The 17,105-nt window shown below is 61.1% G+C and carries 19 protein-coding genes; 8 read left to right on the top strand and 11 right to left on the bottom strand.

The genetic code is table 11. The annotated features are described in order from the left end of the window. Positions 1 to 6: 6 nt before the first annotated feature. The 3 genes from M2368_RS10605 to M2368_RS10595 are packed head-to-tail and all read right to left on the bottom strand — an operon-like array spanning position 7 to position 2,836. A complete protein-coding gene (locus tag M2368_RS10605; protein ID WP_105656124.1) occupies positions 7 to 870 on the bottom strand; it encodes a hypothetical protein in 864 nt (287 codons plus the stop codon). Then, positions 867 to 1,556, bottom strand: a complete 690-nt coding sequence (locus tag M2368_RS10600) for a response regulator transcription factor (protein WP_105656125.1) — start codon at positions 1,554 to 1,556, stop codon at positions 867 to 869. Before M2368_RS10600 ends, M2368_RS10605 begins: the two co-directional genes overlap by 4 nt. Continuing rightward, positions 1,544 to 2,836: a sensor histidine kinase gene (locus M2368_RS10595; RefSeq protein WP_105656126.1), complete on the bottom strand. Its 1,293-nt coding sequence runs from the start codon at positions 2,834 to 2,836 to the stop codon at positions 1,544 to 1,546. Before M2368_RS10595 ends, M2368_RS10600 begins: the two co-directional genes overlap by 13 nt. 125 nt (positions 2,837 to 2,961) lie before the next feature. Here M2368_RS10595 and M2368_RS10590 point away from each other — a divergent pair, with 125 nt between their 5' ends. After that, entirely contained in the window at positions 2,962 to 3,570 is a 609-nt protein-coding gene (locus M2368_RS10590) for a GNAT family N-acetyltransferase (RefSeq protein WP_498724430.1), read from the top strand. 71 nt (positions 3,571 to 3,641) lie between these two features. Next, on the top strand, positions 3,642 to 4,481 hold the full coding sequence (locus M2368_RS10585; protein WP_332502693.1) for an SGNH/GDSL hydrolase family protein: 840 nt from the start codon (positions 3,642 to 3,644) through the stop codon (positions 4,479 to 4,481). A gap of 12 nt (positions 4,482 to 4,493) precedes the next feature. Here M2368_RS10585 and M2368_RS10580 read toward each other — a convergent pair whose 3' ends face one another. Continuing rightward, positions 4,494 to 4,916 carry a VOC family protein gene (locus tag M2368_RS10580; protein WP_105656139.1) on the bottom strand — a complete coding sequence of 141 codons (423 nt, stop codon included), beginning with the start codon at positions 4,914 to 4,916 and terminating at the stop codon, positions 4,494 to 4,496. A gap of 198 nt (positions 4,917 to 5,114) precedes the next feature. After that, positions 5,115 to 5,537 (bottom strand): acyl-CoA thioesterase, encoded by a 423-nt coding sequence (locus M2368_RS10575; RefSeq protein WP_105656140.1) that lies wholly within the window; start codon positions 5,535 to 5,537, stop codon positions 5,115 to 5,117. Positions 5,538 to 5,781: 244 nt separating this feature from the next. On the opposite strand from M2368_RS10575, the gene glsA reads away from it, so the two are divergent. Continuing rightward, the gene (gene glsA, locus M2368_RS10570) at positions 5,782 to 6,807 is read left to right on the top strand and encodes a glutaminase A (RefSeq protein ID WP_498724429.1); all 1,026 of its coding nucleotides are present in this window, start codon (positions 5,782 to 5,784) and stop codon (positions 6,805 to 6,807) included. 43 nt (positions 6,808 to 6,850) lie between these two features. Here glsA and M2368_RS10565 read toward each other — a convergent pair whose 3' ends face one another. The 4 genes from M2368_RS10565 to M2368_RS10550 form a co-directional block, all read right to left on the bottom strand. Next, on the bottom strand, positions 6,851 to 7,264 hold the full coding sequence (locus tag M2368_RS10565) for a hypothetical protein (protein WP_498724428.1): 414 nt from the start codon (positions 7,262 to 7,264) through the stop codon (positions 6,851 to 6,853). 88 nt (positions 7,265 to 7,352) lie between these two features. Continuing rightward, complete coding sequence (locus M2368_RS10560; RefSeq protein ID WP_498724427.1) at positions 7,353 to 8,603, bottom strand: signal peptidase I; 1,251 nt, start codon at positions 8,601 to 8,603, stop codon at positions 7,353 to 7,355. A gap of 150 nt (positions 8,604 to 8,753) precedes the next feature. Further along, positions 8,754 to 9,374, bottom strand: coding sequence for a SipW-dependent-type signal peptide-containing protein (locus M2368_RS10555; protein WP_498724426.1), 621 nt, complete (start codon positions 9,372 to 9,374; stop codon positions 8,754 to 8,756). A 206-nt stretch (positions 9,375 to 9,580) separates the two neighbouring features. Next, entirely contained in the window at positions 9,581 to 10,195 is a 615-nt protein-coding gene (locus tag M2368_RS10550; RefSeq protein ID WP_498724425.1) for a TetR/AcrR family transcriptional regulator C-terminal domain-containing protein, read from the bottom strand. A 139-nt stretch (positions 10,196 to 10,334) separates the two neighbouring features. Here M2368_RS10550 and M2368_RS10545 point away from each other — a divergent pair, with 139 nt between their 5' ends. Beyond that, positions 10,335 to 11,312 (top strand): nitrilase-related carbon-nitrogen hydrolase, encoded by a 978-nt coding sequence (locus tag M2368_RS10545; RefSeq protein ID WP_498724424.1) that lies wholly within the window; start codon positions 10,335 to 10,337, stop codon positions 11,310 to 11,312. Continuing rightward, the gene (locus M2368_RS10540) at positions 11,305 to 12,336 is read left to right on the top strand and encodes an agmatine deiminase family protein (protein WP_332499264.1); all 1,032 of its coding nucleotides are present in this window, start codon (positions 11,305 to 11,307) and stop codon (positions 12,334 to 12,336) included. Before M2368_RS10545 ends, M2368_RS10540 begins: the two co-directional genes overlap by 8 nt. 4 nt (positions 12,337 to 12,340) lie before the next feature. Here M2368_RS10540 and M2368_RS10535 read toward each other — a convergent pair whose 3' ends face one another. Further along, positions 12,341 to 13,516 carry an FAD-dependent oxidoreductase gene (locus tag M2368_RS10535; protein WP_332489077.1) on the bottom strand — a complete coding sequence of 392 codons (1,176 nt, stop codon included), beginning with the start codon at positions 13,514 to 13,516 and terminating at the stop codon, positions 12,341 to 12,343. A gap of 113 nt (positions 13,517 to 13,629) precedes the next feature. On the opposite strand from M2368_RS10535, the gene M2368_RS10530 reads away from it, so the two are divergent. The 3 genes from M2368_RS10530 (at position 13,630) to M2368_RS10520 (ending at position 16,341) form a co-directional block, all read left to right on the top strand. Beyond that, positions 13,630 to 14,367: a sulfite exporter TauE/SafE family protein gene (locus M2368_RS10530; RefSeq protein WP_133834141.1), complete on the top strand. Its 738-nt coding sequence runs from the start codon at positions 13,630 to 13,632 to the stop codon at positions 14,365 to 14,367. 78 nt (positions 14,368 to 14,445) lie between these two features. Further along, complete coding sequence (locus M2368_RS10525) at positions 14,446 to 15,609, top strand: hypothetical protein (protein ID WP_332489078.1); 1,164 nt, start codon at positions 14,446 to 14,448, stop codon at positions 15,607 to 15,609. 69 nt (positions 15,610 to 15,678) lie between these two features. Further along, on the top strand, positions 15,679 to 16,341 hold the full coding sequence (locus tag M2368_RS10520) for a GOLPH3/VPS74 family protein (RefSeq protein ID WP_133834139.1): 663 nt from the start codon (positions 15,679 to 15,681) through the stop codon (positions 16,339 to 16,341). A gap of 39 nt (positions 16,342 to 16,380) precedes the next feature. Here the strand turns inward: M2368_RS10520 and M2368_RS10515 are convergent, their stop codons facing one another. Then, on the bottom strand, positions 16,381 to 17,046 hold the full coding sequence (locus M2368_RS10515) for a GntR family transcriptional regulator (RefSeq protein ID WP_105656154.1): 666 nt from the start codon (positions 17,044 to 17,046) through the stop codon (positions 16,381 to 16,383). Positions 17,047 to 17,105 lie beyond the last annotated feature (59 nt).

Here is a 17,105-nt window from a genome sequence, read left to right as displayed (position 1 = left end):
CCGGGTCTAGCGGCCAACCGATTCCTGGGCGGTGCCTGCTGGATGCAAGGTGGCACTGCCTGCGGAGACATCGATCGTGATCTTGTTAGGGGAGTTCGGATCGGTGGCGAGCAGGTTCTCGACGGATCCGGCGGCCGTATTCTGCCGCAGGTCGTAGGTGGCCTCGGGCAGTTCCAGCTCCAGCGAGCCGGCGCTGACACTGCCCTCGATGCTCTTGGGCGCCGTGCCCGAGAGTTCGCCAATGAGTTCGCCGGCCGAGATATCAAACCGGGCGCTTCGGACATTGTCCAGGCGCACCGTTGCTTCCCCTGCGCCCAAGTCGATATCGGCGGTGTGCGCGCTGCCGGTGAGGTTCAGCTCCCCGGCACCGACTTCAACCACCAGGTCCTTGTAGGCACCGACTGCGTTGAAGGATCCGGCGGACAGCTCGAAGTCCGCATCCAGCCTTCCGTTGTCCATGGATTGCGGAAGCACCAGCGTTGCCTCGTTGTCGTCGAATCCGCAGCCGAAGAAGCAGAAGTTGTCCCAGGCATTCGGGGCTTCGACGATGAGCCGATCGCGCTCCCGATGCAGCTTCCAGCTCGCGGCCTTGGCGCTTTTGACTTCAAGTGTTGCCTTGTCGGTGTCCGCAAAGACCAGATCGAAGCGTCCCGAGCTCGCCGAAACTTCCAAGGCGGTCACCCCGGAGACCTCTGCTTCGTGGACCGAATGCTCCCGGGAGACCGAAGCAAAGGCGCTGCGTGCCGTGGCGATGACCAAGGTGAGAATGACCAGCCCGCCGAGCACCGCGAGGATGATATTCAGCGGCTTGCCGTTGTTGGGTGGCGCCGGTGGGTTTGGCGGTAGCGGCATGGTTTGCGTGGTAGTCATGATCCTGTCCTGTCTGTGCGGTTGGTGCCCAGGGTTTCAATATGAGCCAGGGCTGCCAGCACGCGCCGGTTGCCCGTTCCGTCGGCTTCCAAGCCGAGTTTCTGGAAGATGGAAGTGATGTACTTTTCTACGCTGGCCTCCGAGAGGAAGAGCAGCGCGGCGATCGCCTGGTTGGATTTTCCTTCGGCCAGTGCGGCCAGGACTGTGCGTTCCCGGTCGGTCAGCTTCTGCATGCGGTCATCGTGATTGCGTCGAGTCAACAGCTGTGCCACCACTTCCTGGTCCAAGACGGTTCCACCACCTGCAATCTGCTCCAGCGAGGCAATGAACTCGCTGACATCCGCAACACGGTCCTTGAGCAGGTAGCCGATCGCTCCGGACTGGGTGGAAATCAGTTCCGAGGCGTAGCGCTCCTCGACGTACTGGGAGAGCACCAGCACCGGCAGATCCGGATACTTCTTGCGCAGTTCCAGCGCCGCACGGATGCCTTCATCCGTGTAGGTCGGCGGGAGACGGACATCAAGGATGCAGACCTGCGGGAAATCATCGGCGGACGAGTTGTCCAGGAAATCCATCAGCCCGCTGGTTTCGGGCAAATCCGCGACAACATGGTGGCCGCTGTGGGCCAGCAACCTGACCAGCCCTTCACGCAGCAGGACCGAATCCTCGCAAATCAGTACGCGCATGGCACGTTCACCTCCACTGCAGTTGGCCCGCCCTGGGGGCTGTCCAGGTTGAAGGTGCCGCCGGCGGCGAGCACCCGATTATTGATTCCATCCAGGCCGCCGCCGGGGGTGATGCGCGCCCCGCCGGTGCCGTTGTCCTCGATGCGGGCCCACAGGCTTTGCTGGCCCTCATGCTCCCGGACCCTCACGGTGATCTGGCAGCGCTGGGCCCGCGAATGCTTGGCAGCATTGGTCAGCGCCTCGGCAATGGCGAAGTACACCGCCGCTTCGGCCACGCGCGGATAGCGCCCATTGAGCTGGATATCCAGGCCCACCGGGATATGCGAGCGGCCTGCGATAGCCGAGAGTGCCGCATCCAGTCCGCGGTCATCGAGTACCGACGCGTAGATTCCGCGGGTGAGCTGGCGCAGTTCGGTAATCGCGGACTTGGTTGAAGCGTGGGCTTCGGCCACCAGTTCCTTGGCCTGGCGCGGATCGCTGTCGATCTGCTGGTGCGCAAGCCCCAAGGTCATGGCCACGGAGACCAGCCGGGGCTGGACCCCATCGTGCAGGTCGCGTTCGATGCGGGTGCGCTCCACCTCTGCGGCGCGCACCGCTCCTTCGCGCTGCACCGCGGTGGTGCGCACGCGTTCGACCAGTGCACTCTCGCGGGCAATAGAGCCGACGATTCCCACGGTGACCATCCGGTGCAAGAAAACCAAGCCGATAACCACTGCTATTCCCAGCAGCGCCGCCAGCACCAGCCAAGGTGCCTGGCTTACTGGAGTCTGGAAGCCCCACAGCCCGGGAACGGTTCCCAGCGGGTCGGCACTATCTGCCTGCAAGACCGGGGCGAAGGCAACGATGGACGAACGCACGGCCATTTGCAGGGCAGTGAGCATCAGCGAGCCGGCGAGGCAGGAGAAGAGCAAGCTTCCCAGCAGCGCCCACATGCGTCCGTTGGACACATTGCGTCCGAGCGAACGGACGTATTCGCCAAAGCCTTCACGGCGGCGTGGCCGCCAGGTCAGCGGAGCGACGTCCATGTCGTAGAGGTTGCTGATTCGAGTCAGCTCGAAGCGGGCCAGGCCGAAGAGCGCATAGACCAATCCGGCCAAGACGACCAGGCCCAAACCGAGGATCGGGGTCAGCGCGACGCCTACCGAGAGCCAGGCCAGCAGCAGCGAAAACAGGATCAGGCCGGCAGACCCGAACAATGCCATATGCAGCAGCGTCATGCCCAATCTCAGCGGGGGACGGGCAGGTGCGGTGCCCGGTAGAACCTTAGGTGTCGAAGTCATACCTCAACACTAGAGCGCGCAGGTCAGCGCCAACACCGAGGGAACCGGAGTTCTTCATTATGGAAAACCCGAAGAATTTGCCTCCCAGGGTGCCCTTTGGGCTTTTCGGAGCGCAGGATGGACAGATGGACACGAACCAGGATCCGCAGGCGGCAGGAACAGCGCCCCTCGAGATCAGGCCGCTGGCCGAAGAACGCATGGACGACTTCGCGACGGTAGTGAATCCGAGCCGGAGGCAGAAGCATTGCTGGTGCTTGTCGCACCGGATCGGTGCCGCCGAGATCAGGGAACGAGGCACAGGGGACCGGTTCGCCGCCATGCGCTCACTGAGCACCGAGCCGATTGCCCCGGGAGTGATCGCTTATCGCGCAGGGGAACCGGTGGGCTGGTGCAGCATCGCTCCGCGATCGAGGATCCCACTGCTGGAAAAGTCCAAGCTCATCAGGCCCGTGGATGATCTGGAGGCTTGGAGCATCACCTGCATGGTGGTGCGCAGCGGCTACCGCCGCCAGGGCGTGAATCGGGAAATGGTCCAAGGCGCAGTGCAGTATGCGCGGGACCTCGGGGCGCCAGCGGTCGAAGCCTACCCCGTGAATCCGGCAGGGCGGATGGACCTGACCATGGCCTTCGTCGGAACCAGGAAGATGTTCGAGCAGGCCGGGTTCGAGGTCGTCGGGGTCAGCGACGCCCAGGCCAGCAGGATGCCCCGGCTGATCATGCGCATGGTTTTCTGAACCGCCAGGGTTTACCAGAAATTCAACCGCAAGCTTCATGCTATGCACTTTCGGCTTCTAGCGTCGGTAGCATGGGACGGCTGTTTATGGCGATCGGGGATTCCTTTACCGAAGGTGTGGGGGACTGGGAACCCAGGCTGCCCAACGGTGTACGCGGATGGGCCGATCGCGTGGCCAAGCAGTTATCCAAAGCGGATCCCGAGTGGCAGTACGTGAACCTGGGAATACGCAGCCGACGGCTCCAGTCGATTATCGACGAGCAGATCCCCATAGCCCTGGAACTCAGGCCGGAGGTGATCACCTTTTATGCCGGCGGCAACGACATCCTGGAATTCCGCAAGGACATGAAGGAATTCCTTGCCCGATACTCGCAGGCTGTCGAAGCCCTGGTTTCCACGGGTGCCAAGGTCCTGCTGTTCACCGGGTTCGATATCCCCGTGCACCCGGTGCTCGCCCCGTTCAAGCGGCGCAACTGGCGCTTCAATGACCACGTGCGCCGGCTCGCTGAACGCTATCCGGACTCAGTAGTGCTCGTTGACTACTGGAATTGGGAGGCGTACCGGGATAAGCGCATGTGGGATATCGACAAGCTGCACATGAATCGTGCCGGCCATCGCTACATGGCCATCAGGATCCTGGAGATCCTCGGGTATCCGCACCAGCTGGTTTTCGATCCCTTTGGCGCCGCGGACCGGGTCGGATTCTGGCAGGCCACGCAGCGCGACGTGGAGTGGCTGAGGCAGTGGGTGCTGCCGATGTTCGGGCGGCGCATGCGCGGCATTACCCTGGGGGACCAGCTGCGTCCCCGCTGGCCGGAGCCGATGCATCCGGCCAAGGGGATGAAGAAGCAGTTCCGCAAGCGCCGCAAAGCAGAAGAGCTGCGGCACCTGCGGATTTCCGAGGTCAGCTAGTTGCCTAGCTGCCTAGCTGCCTGGGTTTTCCATTGCTTCTGGACTCATCCACGCGATTTCCCAGACGTGGCCATCCGGGTCCTGGACGGCTGCCTGGTACATGCCCGGGAATGGCTCATCTGCCGGGCGGTAGATGCTGCCGCCACCGGCCTCGGCCCGTGCGACGAAGTCGTCGACGCCTTCGCGGGTTTCTGCCGACAGGGCATTGAGGGTTTCGCGCAGGCCGCTTCCGAGCGCCGGCTTATCGCCGTTGACCAGGAAGCTTGCGAAGAACTCCTGGCGCAGCACCATCACGAGAATATTCTCGGCGATGATCCATGAGGTGGCATTTTCATCGGAGAACGTCGTGTTCTTGGTGAAGCCCATGGCCTCGTAGAACTTGTCGGCTCTGGCTAGATCGGCGGTCGGTAGGTTGACGAAAATCATCTGGCCCATGGGTTTCTCGCTTCTGCGTCGGGGGAATTCCTCAGTGCAAAAACAACTTTGCTGGACGCATGAACCGAGCGCAAGAGCTATGCGGGATTAACCTTGAAATGAAACAAGGCCCCGCTAGGGCACGCAGTTAAGCGCGGCCGAGCGGAGCCTTGAACCAAACCCTTGAATTCTTGAGGGCTTCGGGCATTCAAGCGGGGACTAGATCAGTGCCTTGGTGATTTCCAGCGGGATGCGATCGCGGGTGTAGGTGATGTGGTCGTAGCCGTGCGGTGCCGGCTTGCCGTCTTCGCCGATGTTCACGAAGACGATCTTCTCGATGGTCAGGATCGATTCCTGGGTGAAGATGTTGCGCACCTCTGCGCGCAGGGTGACCGAAGTCCGGCCGAAGTCGATAGCGGTCAGGCCCATCTCGATCAGGTCGCCTTCCTTTGCGGAGGCGATGAAGTTGATCTCGGACATGAACTTGGTGACAACGTGCTTGTTGCCCAGCTGGATGATCGAGTAGATCGCAGCTTCTTCGTCGATCCAGCGCAGCAGGCTGCCGCCGAACAGCGTGCCGTTTGCGTTCAAGTCTTCTGGGCGAACCCACTTGCGCGTATGAAAAGTAATACCCTTAGCCATACACAAAATGCTAAGTCAGATCGGGTGCATTGCGCTGTAAGGTGCTCCACAATGTAGGGGAAAACACATGCGATTCATGCATTGAATACCAAGTGGACGCGTGATTGGGGCGGGTGCCGGGAGAACTGGCCCAATGCTTCCTGTCTGCTCATGGCTGTATCCAAGGTGCTAAGCGGCAATGCTGTTGATAAGGTCAAATCAAGCAGCATGAATCAACGGACCCAGGACTAAAAGGCAGGTGAAGATGACCTATCCTTCGGAAGGGAATAACGAAACTATTCCCACCGATTTCGACGACGTCGTTCAGCAAGTTTCTACCGGTGAGCTGGAACATGATCGCATCGATTCCCTGCTCAAGGAAGCCCATGAGCGATACGCGGATGCAGACGACGGGCTCCTTGCCCACTACATTCCGATCCTGGGCCAAGCGGACCCCAATCTCTTTGGCATCGCCATGTCCCACGTCGGCGGCTCTGTCCACATGGTTGGCGATTGCGATCATCTGTTCTCGATTCAGTCGATCTCCAAGATGTTCGTCTACGCGCTGGTGGTGCAGGAGCATGGGCGCGAGGTCGTTCGCGAACGCATCGGCGTGAACAATACGGGCATGTCTTTCAACTCTGTGATGGCCGTCGAATTGAACAACGGCTTGCCGATGAACCCCATGGTCAATGCCGGCGCCATCGCCACGACAGCAATGATGCCCGGCAAGACCGCTGCCAAGAAGTGGGAGAACGTCCGGGAAGGGCTATCCGCCTTTGCCGGCCGGGCGCTGAGCCTGGATGACGAGGTCTACCACTCAGAATCGCTGGCCAACGAGCGCAACAAGGCCTTGGGGCATTTGCTCAAGAGCTATGGGCGGCTGGAGAACGAACCTGCGGATGCCGTTGATGTGTACACCAAGCAGTGCTCGCTGAATATCAGCGCGCATGATCTTGCCGTCATGGGCGCGACGCTGGCCGATGGCGGAGTGAACCCGGTGACCGGAAAGCGCGTCGTCGATGCAGATGTTTGCCGCGATACCCTGGCGACCGTGGCCTCCAACGGCTTGTACGAGCGTTCTGGCGAGTGGCTGTTCGAGATCGGGATTCCGGCTAAGTCCGGGGTTTCTGGCGGCATTGTCGCGGTAGCTCCGGGCAAGGGCGCCATTGGCGCGTTCTCGCCGCCCCTGGATATGGCCGGAAACTCGGTGCGCGCGCAGCTGGCCATCGGGCAGCTTTCGCGTGCCATGGGCCTGAATCTGTTTGCGTCGGCGCCGAACCTGGAGTAGCGAACTGATACGGTGCGCCGAAGTTGTCAGTGACGATGAACTGCTAGCAGTCCATCGTCACTGACAACAGCAACGAAATAGTTCTTGCGGTATACGTTTCGGGTGGTCCCTCCCATGTTCCGTACACGGGATATACCTTGAAAACGATGTCGAAACTGAGAATTTGTCCAAGCAGTACCGCTTGGTATTTATACTGATTGGTGCCATCGGCTACCGTTGCTTCACCCTTTGCACCGAGAATTCCGCCATCCCAAGTAATTCGGTACTTCATGGGGCGATCTTCAAAGCCCGTAGGGGTGTCCCAGGCAAGAAGCAACTGGTTTCTCAGCAAATTTGTGCCGAGCAATCCGCTGTCGATATCAAAGCATTGGAGGGCTCTGACAGGCCCGAGCGAGGCTGCCGAGAATTCTGCCGAGGCGATTGATTGCTCGGTCCACGCTGCCGTCGTGCTTTCCATTCGGGTGCTAGACAGACCAGCAAGAGACAACACCAGTACCAATAGGACGGCGAAGAACCTGCATCTGGTAGGAGAGCCGAACCGATGCCTATCCATGCTGACGCCTCCTTCCCAGCACACGTAGCGAAAGTCCGAGGGCGACAAGGACCAACGCCAGGAGCAGGAATGCAGGAAGATTAGCCGTGCCCGTTTCAGCAAGGTTTGGGCCGTCGTCAACGGTGCCGTTGGGCGATTCGGGATCCGAAGGTTCTGGTGAGGTGGCGAGGTCCTCGCCTAGGCCCTTGGCGATGAGCTTGACTTCCAAGGGGGAAATGCTGTCGCCTGCCGAAAATTCCGAACTCAGTGAAACGACGACCTGGAACCGGTGTCGTTCTTCGGAACTAAAACTTGCAACATTGATGCTCGTATTGTTCGTGGCATTGGAAGCTGGTTGAGCCGAGAGCAATTCGCGCGGAGGCTCACCGCAATCCGGCAAGTGCTCGTCGCCCAAGAGGCTGCAGCCGATCACGGTCAGTTCCCATGGCGATGGCTCGTCCTGTTGAGGGGAAATGTGCACCTCGACGTCGATGAGTCCCTCGTCCGGCGCATCCGCCCAGACATCGGTTGTCCATGTTGCCGATTGGCCAGGGCTCATGCTCGACATTGCCGCGGAGGAAACGGACCTAAGGCGCAGGTACTCACCTTCAGCAGTTTGGATCGTGGAGTTCGGGGATGCAGGAACGATTGCCGCTGCAACAGCGAGTAGCACTGCTGGAAGAAGGACAGCGTGCTGTGAATCGATTTGTTTCGGTACTTGCGCCGATAGTTCCTCTTCTTCACCTTGGTCGCGCGGCCAGAAAACCCAGACGACGAGCGCAGCGGCTCCCAGCGTCAGCACACCAAGCACATATGGAGAATTGAACTTCTGGATCAGCGGGGCGAGCCCCGGAACGGAAAAGAACACGCGTTGGACAGTCGAGGCGGTGTAGGGATCCACATCGGGTGTCTCGTTCCCGTCACCCTTCATTGTAAAGGTCACGGTGCCGTCATCAGCGATGTCCTTGATCGCTGTGACTCGGTGGGTGACCGGAAGCTCCCCTTGGCCGCGCTGAACGGTGGCAATGTCGCCAACTACCAGTTCGCTGGCAGGGATTTCCTTGACTAGCGCAATGGATCCGGCAGTGATGGTGGGACTCATGGAACCGGTTTTGAACATCATGATCGAGATGTTCAAGGTGAAGCTGAGGATGACGAGCAGCAAACACAATGAACCGGCAATGGCCAGGATAGTGAGCAGGAAGTCACCGAGACGAGCAGTGAGTGTCGGCTTGGCGCGAGCTGGTGCGCTGCGTGATCCCACCCTGCCCCCATTCCATGATCTTATTCGTTGTTCTGAACTCTGCGTCGCTTGGCACCGGCAATGGACGGCGAGGAACCCGCGTTCAGGCTAGCAGGCGAACGCGGGCTCACAGTCTGGTTCCAATGGCCTATTGAAATGGCCTGGCGGGAACTATGGCTGCAGCGAAGTGGCTTCGAAGCCCCAGGTTGCAGATGCGGCGGCACCTTGTACCAGATTTGCACCGGCGGTTACCTGGAAGCACAGCACGGTCGAGGTGCCGGCAACCGTATCGGTTCCTGCAGCCAGGGTGAATTCTGTTGCCGTAGGTACGCCGGGACCGAAGACGGTGCCGGTGTCGGTAACAACTGCAGCGGGAGCAGCGGTAGCGCTCGGCGTGCAGTCTCCGATGGCGGGTACGGTGAAGATCTCGTAGGTCAGGTTCTGCGCGTTATCGCCGGTTGAAGTTGCCGCGATTAAGTCGACGGAGGCCTCATAAGCTGTTCCCGCAGCTGTTCGCAAGACGAACGCCTCGGCAACCTTGTCACCTGGAGCCAAGTTGTCTGCGGCGACTTCGAAGCTGAGCGCTGCAGCTTCATCTGATGTCGGGTGCGAACTAAAATCGGTTCCGTTGGTACTGCCTTCAACGTTGAAGGAGCCCGCACTGAAGGTTCCGGTGGCCCATTCCTGGTCGGTCCAGGCTGCCAGAGTCACGGCCGTGCCGACACCGAGAACCAAGCCGCCAGCTAGTAGAGCCTTGACCTTGCGTGATTTTTGGCTTGTAGTTGCAGCCATGAACTTACCTCCTGAAACGTGCGGTGACCCACTAATGCCTATGGTTATGCTGAACCTATCATTCGCTAGTTGAAGCTTTAATTTTTACCCGCGAGTAATGGCCTTTGGGTTGATAAAATAGGACGCTCGGCTAGCTGCTTCACATCGGAAGTCTGTGATCCAGTGGATTTTCCTATCCAGATGGACAGTGGGGCTGGTCGATTGGATTAATTGCCTCCGTGGCCATTCGGAGCGAGGCCCCGCAGGATGACGTCGAGCCCCGCCAGGAAAGCGTGCTCGGCCCGGTGTTCAGTACTCAGGCCTGCTTCGAGCGCCTCGGTGAATGCCTTGGACGATTCGGTGTCGGGTTGCCAGACTTCCGCCGGGGCAGCGGCGTCCAAGGCTGATCCGAGCACGAATGAATCGATGATGGTGATGGCCTCAAGACGATGATGCGGGTTGAATCCGGCCGAGACGAAAGCCAGGGCCAATGCATCGTAGACGCGCAGGGTGGTACTGTCGCGGACCGTGTGGCTGGTCAGCAGCGGGATCAAGCGAGGATGTTTTGCGTAGGATGCCCAGTACTCCATCGCAATGCGCCGGACCGATTCGCGCCAATCGTCCTCGGATGGATCAGGCAAACGGATTTCGGCCATGGCCCGCCCGCGCATCAGTTCGATGATTTCCCCTTTTCCCTGCACGTGGTTGTACAGCGATGAGGCGGAAACCGAGAGGGCTTTGGCCAATTGCGGAAGCGTGAACTCGCCGTGGGCGTCGACGAGCTTGAGTGCAGCCTCGGCGATTGCAGTGGTGCTGAGCTTGGGCTTGGAGGGCCTGGCCATGAATACTCCCGGTCTTGAAGGTTCTTCGTAGAGCTTACACAAATAAACGAAAGTCATTCGTTAAATCCCTTGCGCAACAGCGGCTTCCGTGCCTAATCTGTAAACGAATATGATTCGTTTAATTTCCGTTGGGAACCCCATGCAAGAAATTCTGGCCCTTGAACCACCCGTTTCCCCCGCACGTGCAGAAGCCAAATCGCGCGGAGAGATCACCATCGCGCTGGTGCAGCACCGCTGGCACGCCGACGCCGCAGCCATGGAAGCCGAGCTGGAGGACGGCATTGCCCGGGCAGCCAAGCACGGCGCCAAAATCGTCTTCTTGCCTGAGCTCACGTTGAACAAATACCCTGCTTTCGAAATCCCGGACGCGCGGGCAGCTGACGCTTCAGCCGAAGACCTGTACACCGGACGCACCTTCGCCTTTGCCAAGGCGATGGCCGCGAAGTTCCAGCTGCATGTTCATATCTCGCTTTTCCGCAAGGATCCAGCATCCGACGGACTCGGACTGAACACGGCCATCATCGTCTCTCCCGAAGGCGAATTGGTGGCGGCCACCAACAAGCTGCACATTCCGCGGACTGCTGGCTACTACGAGGACAAGTACTTCCGCGAAGGCCCCAGCGACGAGCCCTACCCGGTGCACCGCATCGAGGCAGTCGGGGGCTTGGCCATGGGCCTGCCCACCTGCTGGGACGAATGGTTCAGCGAGCCGCCGCGCATTTACTCGCTGGCTGGAGCCGACCTGCTGGCCTATCCCACCGCGATCGGTTCCGAACCGGATCACCCGGACTTCGACACCGAGCCGCTGTGGCGCCAGACCATCATCGGCAACGGCATTTCCAACGGTTTGTTCATGGTCGTTCCCAACCGCTGGGGCGATGAAGGTGCGCTGGAATTCTACGGATCGTCTTTCATCTCGGACCCCTATGGCCGCATTCTGGCCCGCGCCCCGCGCGATGCATCAGCGGTACTCGTAGCCACCTTGGACTTGGACGCCCGCCGTGACTGGCTGGAGCTCTTCCCGTTCCTGCGCACCCGCCGGCCCGATACCTACTCGGTGCTGGCTGCGCCGCGCGAAGACGCGCAGCTGGGAGAACGGATGCAGTCCCATGCCTGAGTTGCGCATGCCGGCCGAAACCGAAGCCCATGAGCGCATCTTCATGGCATTTCCCTCCGGCGGCTACACGCTGGGTGAAACCGAAGCGCAGGCCGAAGCTGCCCGTGCCGCCTGGAGCGCCGTGGCCCGGGCAGTCAGCGCCTTCACCCCAGTCACAATGGTGGTGGACCCGGCCAGCGAAGCCGAGGCCCGGCGCCATCTGGGCGATGCGGTCAGCTACTGCCTGCACCCGCTGGACGATGCCTGGATGCGCGATTCCGGCCCGAGCTTCGTGCGTACCGCACAGGGCCAGCTCAAGGCGGTGAACTGGAACTTCAACGGCTGGGGCGCGCAGAGCTGGGCATCCTGGGACAAGGACCGCCTGGTGGCGGGCCATGTCGCGCGCCTTGCCGGCGCAGAAGAGATACGGGCGTCGATCACCAATGAGGGTGGCGGGATCCACGTGGACGGCGAGGGAACGGTACTGGCCACGCGCAGCGTCCAGCTGGATCCGGGGCGCAACCCGGGCAAGACCGAGATGGACATCGAGGACGAGTTCGCCCGGCTGCTCGGAACCCGGAAGACCATTTGGCTCGATCGCGGGCTGAGCCGCGACAACGAGGAATTCGGCACGCGCGGCCACGTGGACATCGTCGCCTGCTTCGCCCGGCCCGGTGTCGTGCTCTACCACGACCAGCAGGATCCGCGGCACCCGGACCACGCGATTTCGCAGGCCGTGCGCGCACGGCTGGAGCAATCAACCGACGCGCAGGGACGGACGCTGGAGCTCATTGCCGTGCCGGCGCCGACCGTGCTGCGCGATGCCGAAAGCTGGGTGGACTATTCCTATATCAACCACCTGGTGACCAACGGCGGGGTCATCGCCTGCAGCTTCGATGATCCCAATGACCACCAGGCCGCGAGCATCCTAGCTGCGGCCTATCCAGGACGGGAAGTGGCCAGCGTGGATGCGCGCGAGCTGTTCGCCCGCGGAGGCGGCATCCACTGCATCACCCAGCAGCAGCCCGCCGCGGAACGGGGATAGGCCCCTAGCCCAGGCCGACCGCGCGGCGGCGTTCCAGGAAGACCGGTTTCGCCGCCGTGCGGGTTGCGGAGAACAGGGGTTCGGCCGCGCGCCGGCCCAGGGCCAGGTCGGCCAGGTATTCGCCGATGGCGGGCACGAATTTGAAGCCGTGCCCGCTGAATCCCGCGCCGACGGTGACCGGCCCCAGCGAATCGAGGATGAAGTGCTCGTCTGCGGTGTTGGCGTAGGTGCAGGACACCGTTTCGTAGCGCGAGGGATCCGCTCCCGGAAGCCAGCGTGCCGCGTAGTCCTGCAGCGCGCGCAGCTGTTCGTCGCTGGCCTGGTGCGGCCGGTGCTCCGGATCGATGATCCGTCCGGAACCATGCCAGCCCACCTTGATGCCTTCCCCCGGGGTGCGCATGCCGTAGATGGGACCGAAGACGCGTGATCCGATATCCCGCGCCGGATCCAGGGTGTGGTTGAACCCCGGCCAGTGCGCCGGCAGGTCCTTCTGCGCGAAATGCACCGGGTGCTCTTCGGTGACGTGGATGGCAGGAAGCTTGAACGCATCGCCCAGCAGCTGCGCGGTCCAAGCCCCCGCGGTGACGATGGCATGGCGAGCCCGGATAGCCGACATGGTGCCCTGGTGCTGGACTTGCACCTCGACACGGTCATCGGCAAGCACCTGCAGAGCGGTCACCCGGTGCCCGTATTCCACGGCAGCTCCGTGCGCTACGGCCAGCTTCTGCAGCGAAGCCACCGCAAGATCGGCATTGATCTGGCCGCCGGCGGGGATATGCAGGACTTCGGTCTCGAACTTCATTCCCGCGAAACGCTCTTCTGCCGCAGCGATGCTCAGCAGCTCGCTGCCGAATCCTGCGTGGGCGAGGACCTGGTGCATTCCCCGTTGTTCGGCAACGATTCCGTGATTGACCAATCCGGTGCGCTCCAGCAGCCGGGTGCCGGCTTGCTCGGAAAGCGAATCCCACAAAGCGTCGGAACGCTGCAGCAGGCGAAGATACTCCGGTTCGGTGTAGGCAGGATTGAAGTTGCGGGTTGCTCCGTGCGAGGCGCCCTCCAGATGGCCCGGAGCAAAGCGTTCCAGCAGCAGGACCTCGTGCCCGCCAGAGGCCAGGGACCACGCGGCCGCCGAGCCCATCGCGCCGCCGCCGATAATCATGAAATCTACGTCATTGCTCACCTCTACAGCGTAAAACTCCAACTGAAGCGGGCTCCATTCAATTGACTCATTGGCCGTGGACTAACGTAATAGAGGATGGCGATCGGGAAAGCGGAGGCAACGTGGAGCAAAGCGTGCAACTAGCGGCGGTAATCGGCTTGGCAGCTGCAGTTTTCGTGGGCGCCTCCACGCAACGAATCTCCGGAATGGGGTTCGCGCTGGTCTCCTCGCCCTTCCTGGTCATGGTCTTGGGACCCCATGAGGGGGTCATGCTGGTCAACCTGCTCGGCGCCTGCAGCAGTTTGCTGATCTTTGCGCAGGTCTTCCGTCAGGTCGAGTACCGGAAGGTCGCCTTCATGCTCATACCGGCCATGCTCATGACCGTTCCCGGAGCTTGGCTGGCGAACTCGCTGGAGGGTCCATGGCTTTCCATCGGCATATCGTTCATGGTGATCCTGGCACTGGTTTCGAGTTTCATGATTCGAAATCTCGCGCTGGCCCAAAGCAAGGGATTGGCCATCGGCGCCGGGGCAGTTTCCGGATTCATGTCAGTGACCGCCGGTGTCTCCGGCCCGGCCATCGCGGGATACGCCGTGGCCAGCCGCTGGCCGCAGGCGCAATTCGCCATCTCCGTGCAGCTCTACTTCCTGGTGCTGTCGCTGACGTCCCTGGCCGCCAAGGGCGGCATGCCACAGCTGGATTGGCAGCAGTGGGGTGCTTGCCTTGGCGCGATGGTGCTGGGCATCTTGCTGGGCAATTACCTGGCTCCGAGGATCCCGCAAAAATTCAGTCGCGCATTCGTGATACTGATTGCCTTCGGCGGTGCCGTGAGCCTGATGGCCAGCGGCTTGGTCGACTTGGCCTCCAACTAGCGCAGTGCGCTGCTGCGCAGTGCGCGGCGGCGCCGCGGGCGGTACACGTTTTTCAATGAAAATGAGAGAATGTACTCCGTGCATTCCCAATATCCCGATGTAACTCTCAGCAAACGAGTCAGCGAGCTAGACATTGAGCGCCGTGCCCTGTGGGCCGGCCTGTTCTGTTCCCTATTCGGGTTGGTTGTGGGGCTCATTATCTTCGCCGGCGAGCGTCCGCCGCTCTTTGGCGATCTGTCCGTGGGCATCGTCTCCGCCGTTTGCGGTGCTGTCTCGGCCGGAACCAGCAGCGCCTATGCTTTCCGTTCGATGCTGAGAGCACGGGAACCGTGGCTGAAGAAGATTCCCAAATGGCGCCAGATCGTCACGGCCCTGGGTCTCGTATTGGTGCACGTAGCCAGTTCGGTCATGATCCTGCTGGTGGTCTTCCATTTGTTCCAGCAGGCCTTCTACGGGCTGCATCTGGATGTGCTTGCAGGCGCGCTGGCAGTCAGCGTCGCCACGGGCATCTCCGCCTACCTGTCCCTGGAAGCAACCGCGCGCATCAACGCGGAATCACTTTCCGTGGTGCTGGGCATCTTCATGAGCGCCGGGGTGCTGATCAGCATGCTGCTGGCCGAAGACCAGGGCTGGTGGCAGAGCATGTTCTCTTCGCTGGGAACCACGCAGGCCGGCATGGGCTCGTTCTGGACCTTCAACCTCACGCTGGTGATTTCCGGCTTGGTGCTGGCGGCCTTCACCGAATTCCTGACCCGCGACCTGGTCCGCCTGGCCCAGTCCTACCGTTGCCGCCCGGCGCTGGAAAGGTACAGGATTGCACGAATGGTGCGTCCCCGGCCGCGGCTCGTGCGCTGGTGCCTGCTGATTGTCTCGGTCGGCATTATCGGCATTGGCCTGGTCCCCTTCGATCTGTCGATGGAAGTGCATTCGGCATTCGTGCAACTGGTCTCGGCGGCCATGATCTTCTTGCTGCTGGGCACCATCGTGCTGCTGCCTGGCTACCCTGCGGTATTCCATATGCTCTCCTACGCAGCCATTGGCGCGATCTGGGCGGCCTTCCAGCTGTGGACCGAATGGTCGTACTACAACCTGACCGGTTTCGAGCTTTCGGTCGTGGCCATCATGTTCAGCTGGATCTCGGTATTCATCCGCACGACGTCGGCGATGACCCAGGACCGTTCCGAACCCCGCACCACCCATTCGCCTTCCGAAGTAGCCAAGGCGAAGAAGTCCGCGGCCTAGGGCGGCCGAGCCTGAATATCCGTCGGAAGGCTGAAGAATTTCGCCTCTGCGGGCCGGTAGCCTGAAAATATGTTGATTGCAGAAAAGCTCTACTTGCTAATGGCCGATGACTCCGAAAAGCCGGAGACAGTTGTATCAGCTACGGGATACGGCATGAATGCTGCCATCATCACCGACTTGATGATCGCTGGGCGTGTGGCGCTGAGCGAGGATCAGCAGCGGCAGATCCAACTCATCGGTGCCGGCCCTTGCCCGGATCCAGTTCTCGCCGCGCCATTGGAAAAGCTGGAAAAGAGAGGCAATCTGAGCCTCGACGAAGCGGTGAAGATCAATTCCTTGTGCGATGCCCGCTCGCTGACCGATTCCTTGGCCAAGGGCGGGATCATCGAATACGGTGAACGCACACTGCTGGGCTTGGGCAAACAGCGGGTCCGCATCATCAACCAACAGATCCAGCGCCAGATCCGGACCGATTTGCAGGGCGCCCTGCACGGGCAGAAGATCCCGGGAACCAGCGACACCACCGTGCTCGCGATCTTGCAGGCGATAGGCCTGGTGAACGATGTGCTGGAAGAAGAGCTCGCACCCATGACGGGAAGCCAAGCGCAGTCCCGGATTGCGGAACTCGCACAGGATTCACCAGCAGCCGACTCCGCGCAACGGGCAGTAGCAGCGATGAACGCCGCCATCGTTACCCAGCGCGTCATTCCGCCCGCGCCTGGCAAAAAATAGCTGGACGGCGCTCGAAAGGAAAGACTACTGCGCGATGATTCAGCGCAGGGTGCTCAATCCCGCATCCATGACCACCTGGATAGTGGAACGGTAATGGCTATTGAGCAGTTCACCGAGCAGGGCTGCATTACGATCCAAGGCGGCATCCAGGATTTCCTGGTGCTCCTTTTCAACGTTGCGCTTGCCTGCGGCCTTCGACGGGGCAGCCCAGCGGCGGTACAGCTCGGTGAAGTTCGAAAGGTCGGCAGAGAGCTTGAGCATCGGCTGGCAATCGCACGGTACCAGCAATGCATGGTGGAATTCGCGGTGCGCCTCGGACCATGCGGGGTTGACGGTGCCAGGTTCCTCCGGCAAACGCCGCGGAGTGCGCGAAAGCTTGTGGTGGGCTGCGATCAAGTTCGATTCCCACGCGACATCTCCGCGCTCCACCGCCAAGCGGGCGGCCAGTGCCTCGGTGGAACACCGCAGTTCGGTGATATCCGCCAGTTCGCGCAGGTTCAGATCCGGCACGAAGAAACCGCGGTTTGGGCGGATGACCACCAGGTTTTCCCCCGCTAGCCGTGTCAGCGATTCGCGGATCACGGTGGTGCTGGTCTCGAACTGTTCTGCCAAAGTGGTCGGCTGAAGGCGGTCACCGGGGGACCAGAAGCCATCAAGGATGGTTCGGCGGATACCCTCCAGGGAATGAACTGATGCCTTTGCCAAGCTGACCTCTTCATGCGTGATCGATTGAATCTGATGTTAATAACAATAATCATATTCTT

It is taken from the genome of Arthrobacter sp. JUb119 (assembly GCF_024807995.1).
GTDB lineage: Bacteria > Actinomycetota > Actinomycetes > Actinomycetales > Micrococcaceae > Glutamicibacter.
The sequence above is the reverse complement of the archived record's forward strand: the minus strand, read 5'-3'. Positions and strand labels throughout refer to the sequence as shown.

Bases quoted from the DNA above. Each gene is read 5' to 3' on its own strand.
- M2368_RS10605 (WP_105656124.1), bottom strand. From the start codon at position 870: ATGACTACCACGCAAACCATGCCGCTACCGCCAAACCCACCGGCGCCA.
- M2368_RS10600 (WP_105656125.1), bottom strand. From the start codon at position 1,556: ATGCGCGTACTGATTTGCGAGGATTCGGTCCTGCTGCGTGAAGGGCTG.
- M2368_RS10595 (WP_105656126.1), bottom strand. From the start codon at position 2,836: ATGACTTCGACACCTAAGGTTCTACCGGGCACCGCACCTGCCCGTCCC.
- M2368_RS10590 (WP_498724430.1), top strand. From the start codon at position 2,962: ATGGACACGAACCAGGATCCGCAGGCGGCAGGAACAGCGCCCCTCGAG.
- M2368_RS10585 (WP_332502693.1), top strand. From the start codon at position 3,642: ATGGGACGGCTGTTTATGGCGATCGGGGATTCCTTTACCGAAGGTGTG.
- M2368_RS10580 (WP_105656139.1), bottom strand. From the start codon at position 4,916: ATGGGCCAGATGATTTTCGTCAACCTACCGACCGCCGATCTAGCCAGA.
- M2368_RS10575 (WP_105656140.1), bottom strand. From the start codon at position 5,537: ATGGCTAAGGGTATTACTTTTCATACGCGCAAGTGGGTTCGCCCAGAA.
- glsA (WP_498724429.1), top strand. From the start codon at position 5,782: ATGACCTATCCTTCGGAAGGGAATAACGAAACTATTCCCACCGATTTC.
- M2368_RS10565 (WP_498724428.1), bottom strand. From the start codon at position 7,264: ATGGAAAGCACGACGGCAGCGTGGACCGAGCAATCAATCGCCTCGGCA.
- M2368_RS10555 (WP_498724426.1), bottom strand. From the start codon at position 9,374: ATGGCTGCAACTACAAGCCAAAAATCACGCAAGGTCAAGGCTCTACTA.
- M2368_RS10550 (WP_498724425.1), bottom strand. From the start codon at position 10,195: ATGGCCAGGCCCTCCAAGCCCAAGCTCAGCACCACTGCAATCGCCGAG.
- M2368_RS10545 (WP_498724424.1), top strand. From the start codon at position 10,335: ATGCAAGAAATTCTGGCCCTTGAACCACCCGTTTCCCCCGCACGTGCA.
- M2368_RS10540 (WP_332499264.1), top strand. From the start codon at position 11,305: ATGCCTGAGTTGCGCATGCCGGCCGAAACCGAAGCCCATGAGCGCATC.
- M2368_RS10520 (WP_133834139.1), top strand. From the start codon at position 15,679: ATGTTGATTGCAGAAAAGCTCTACTTGCTAATGGCCGATGACTCCGAA.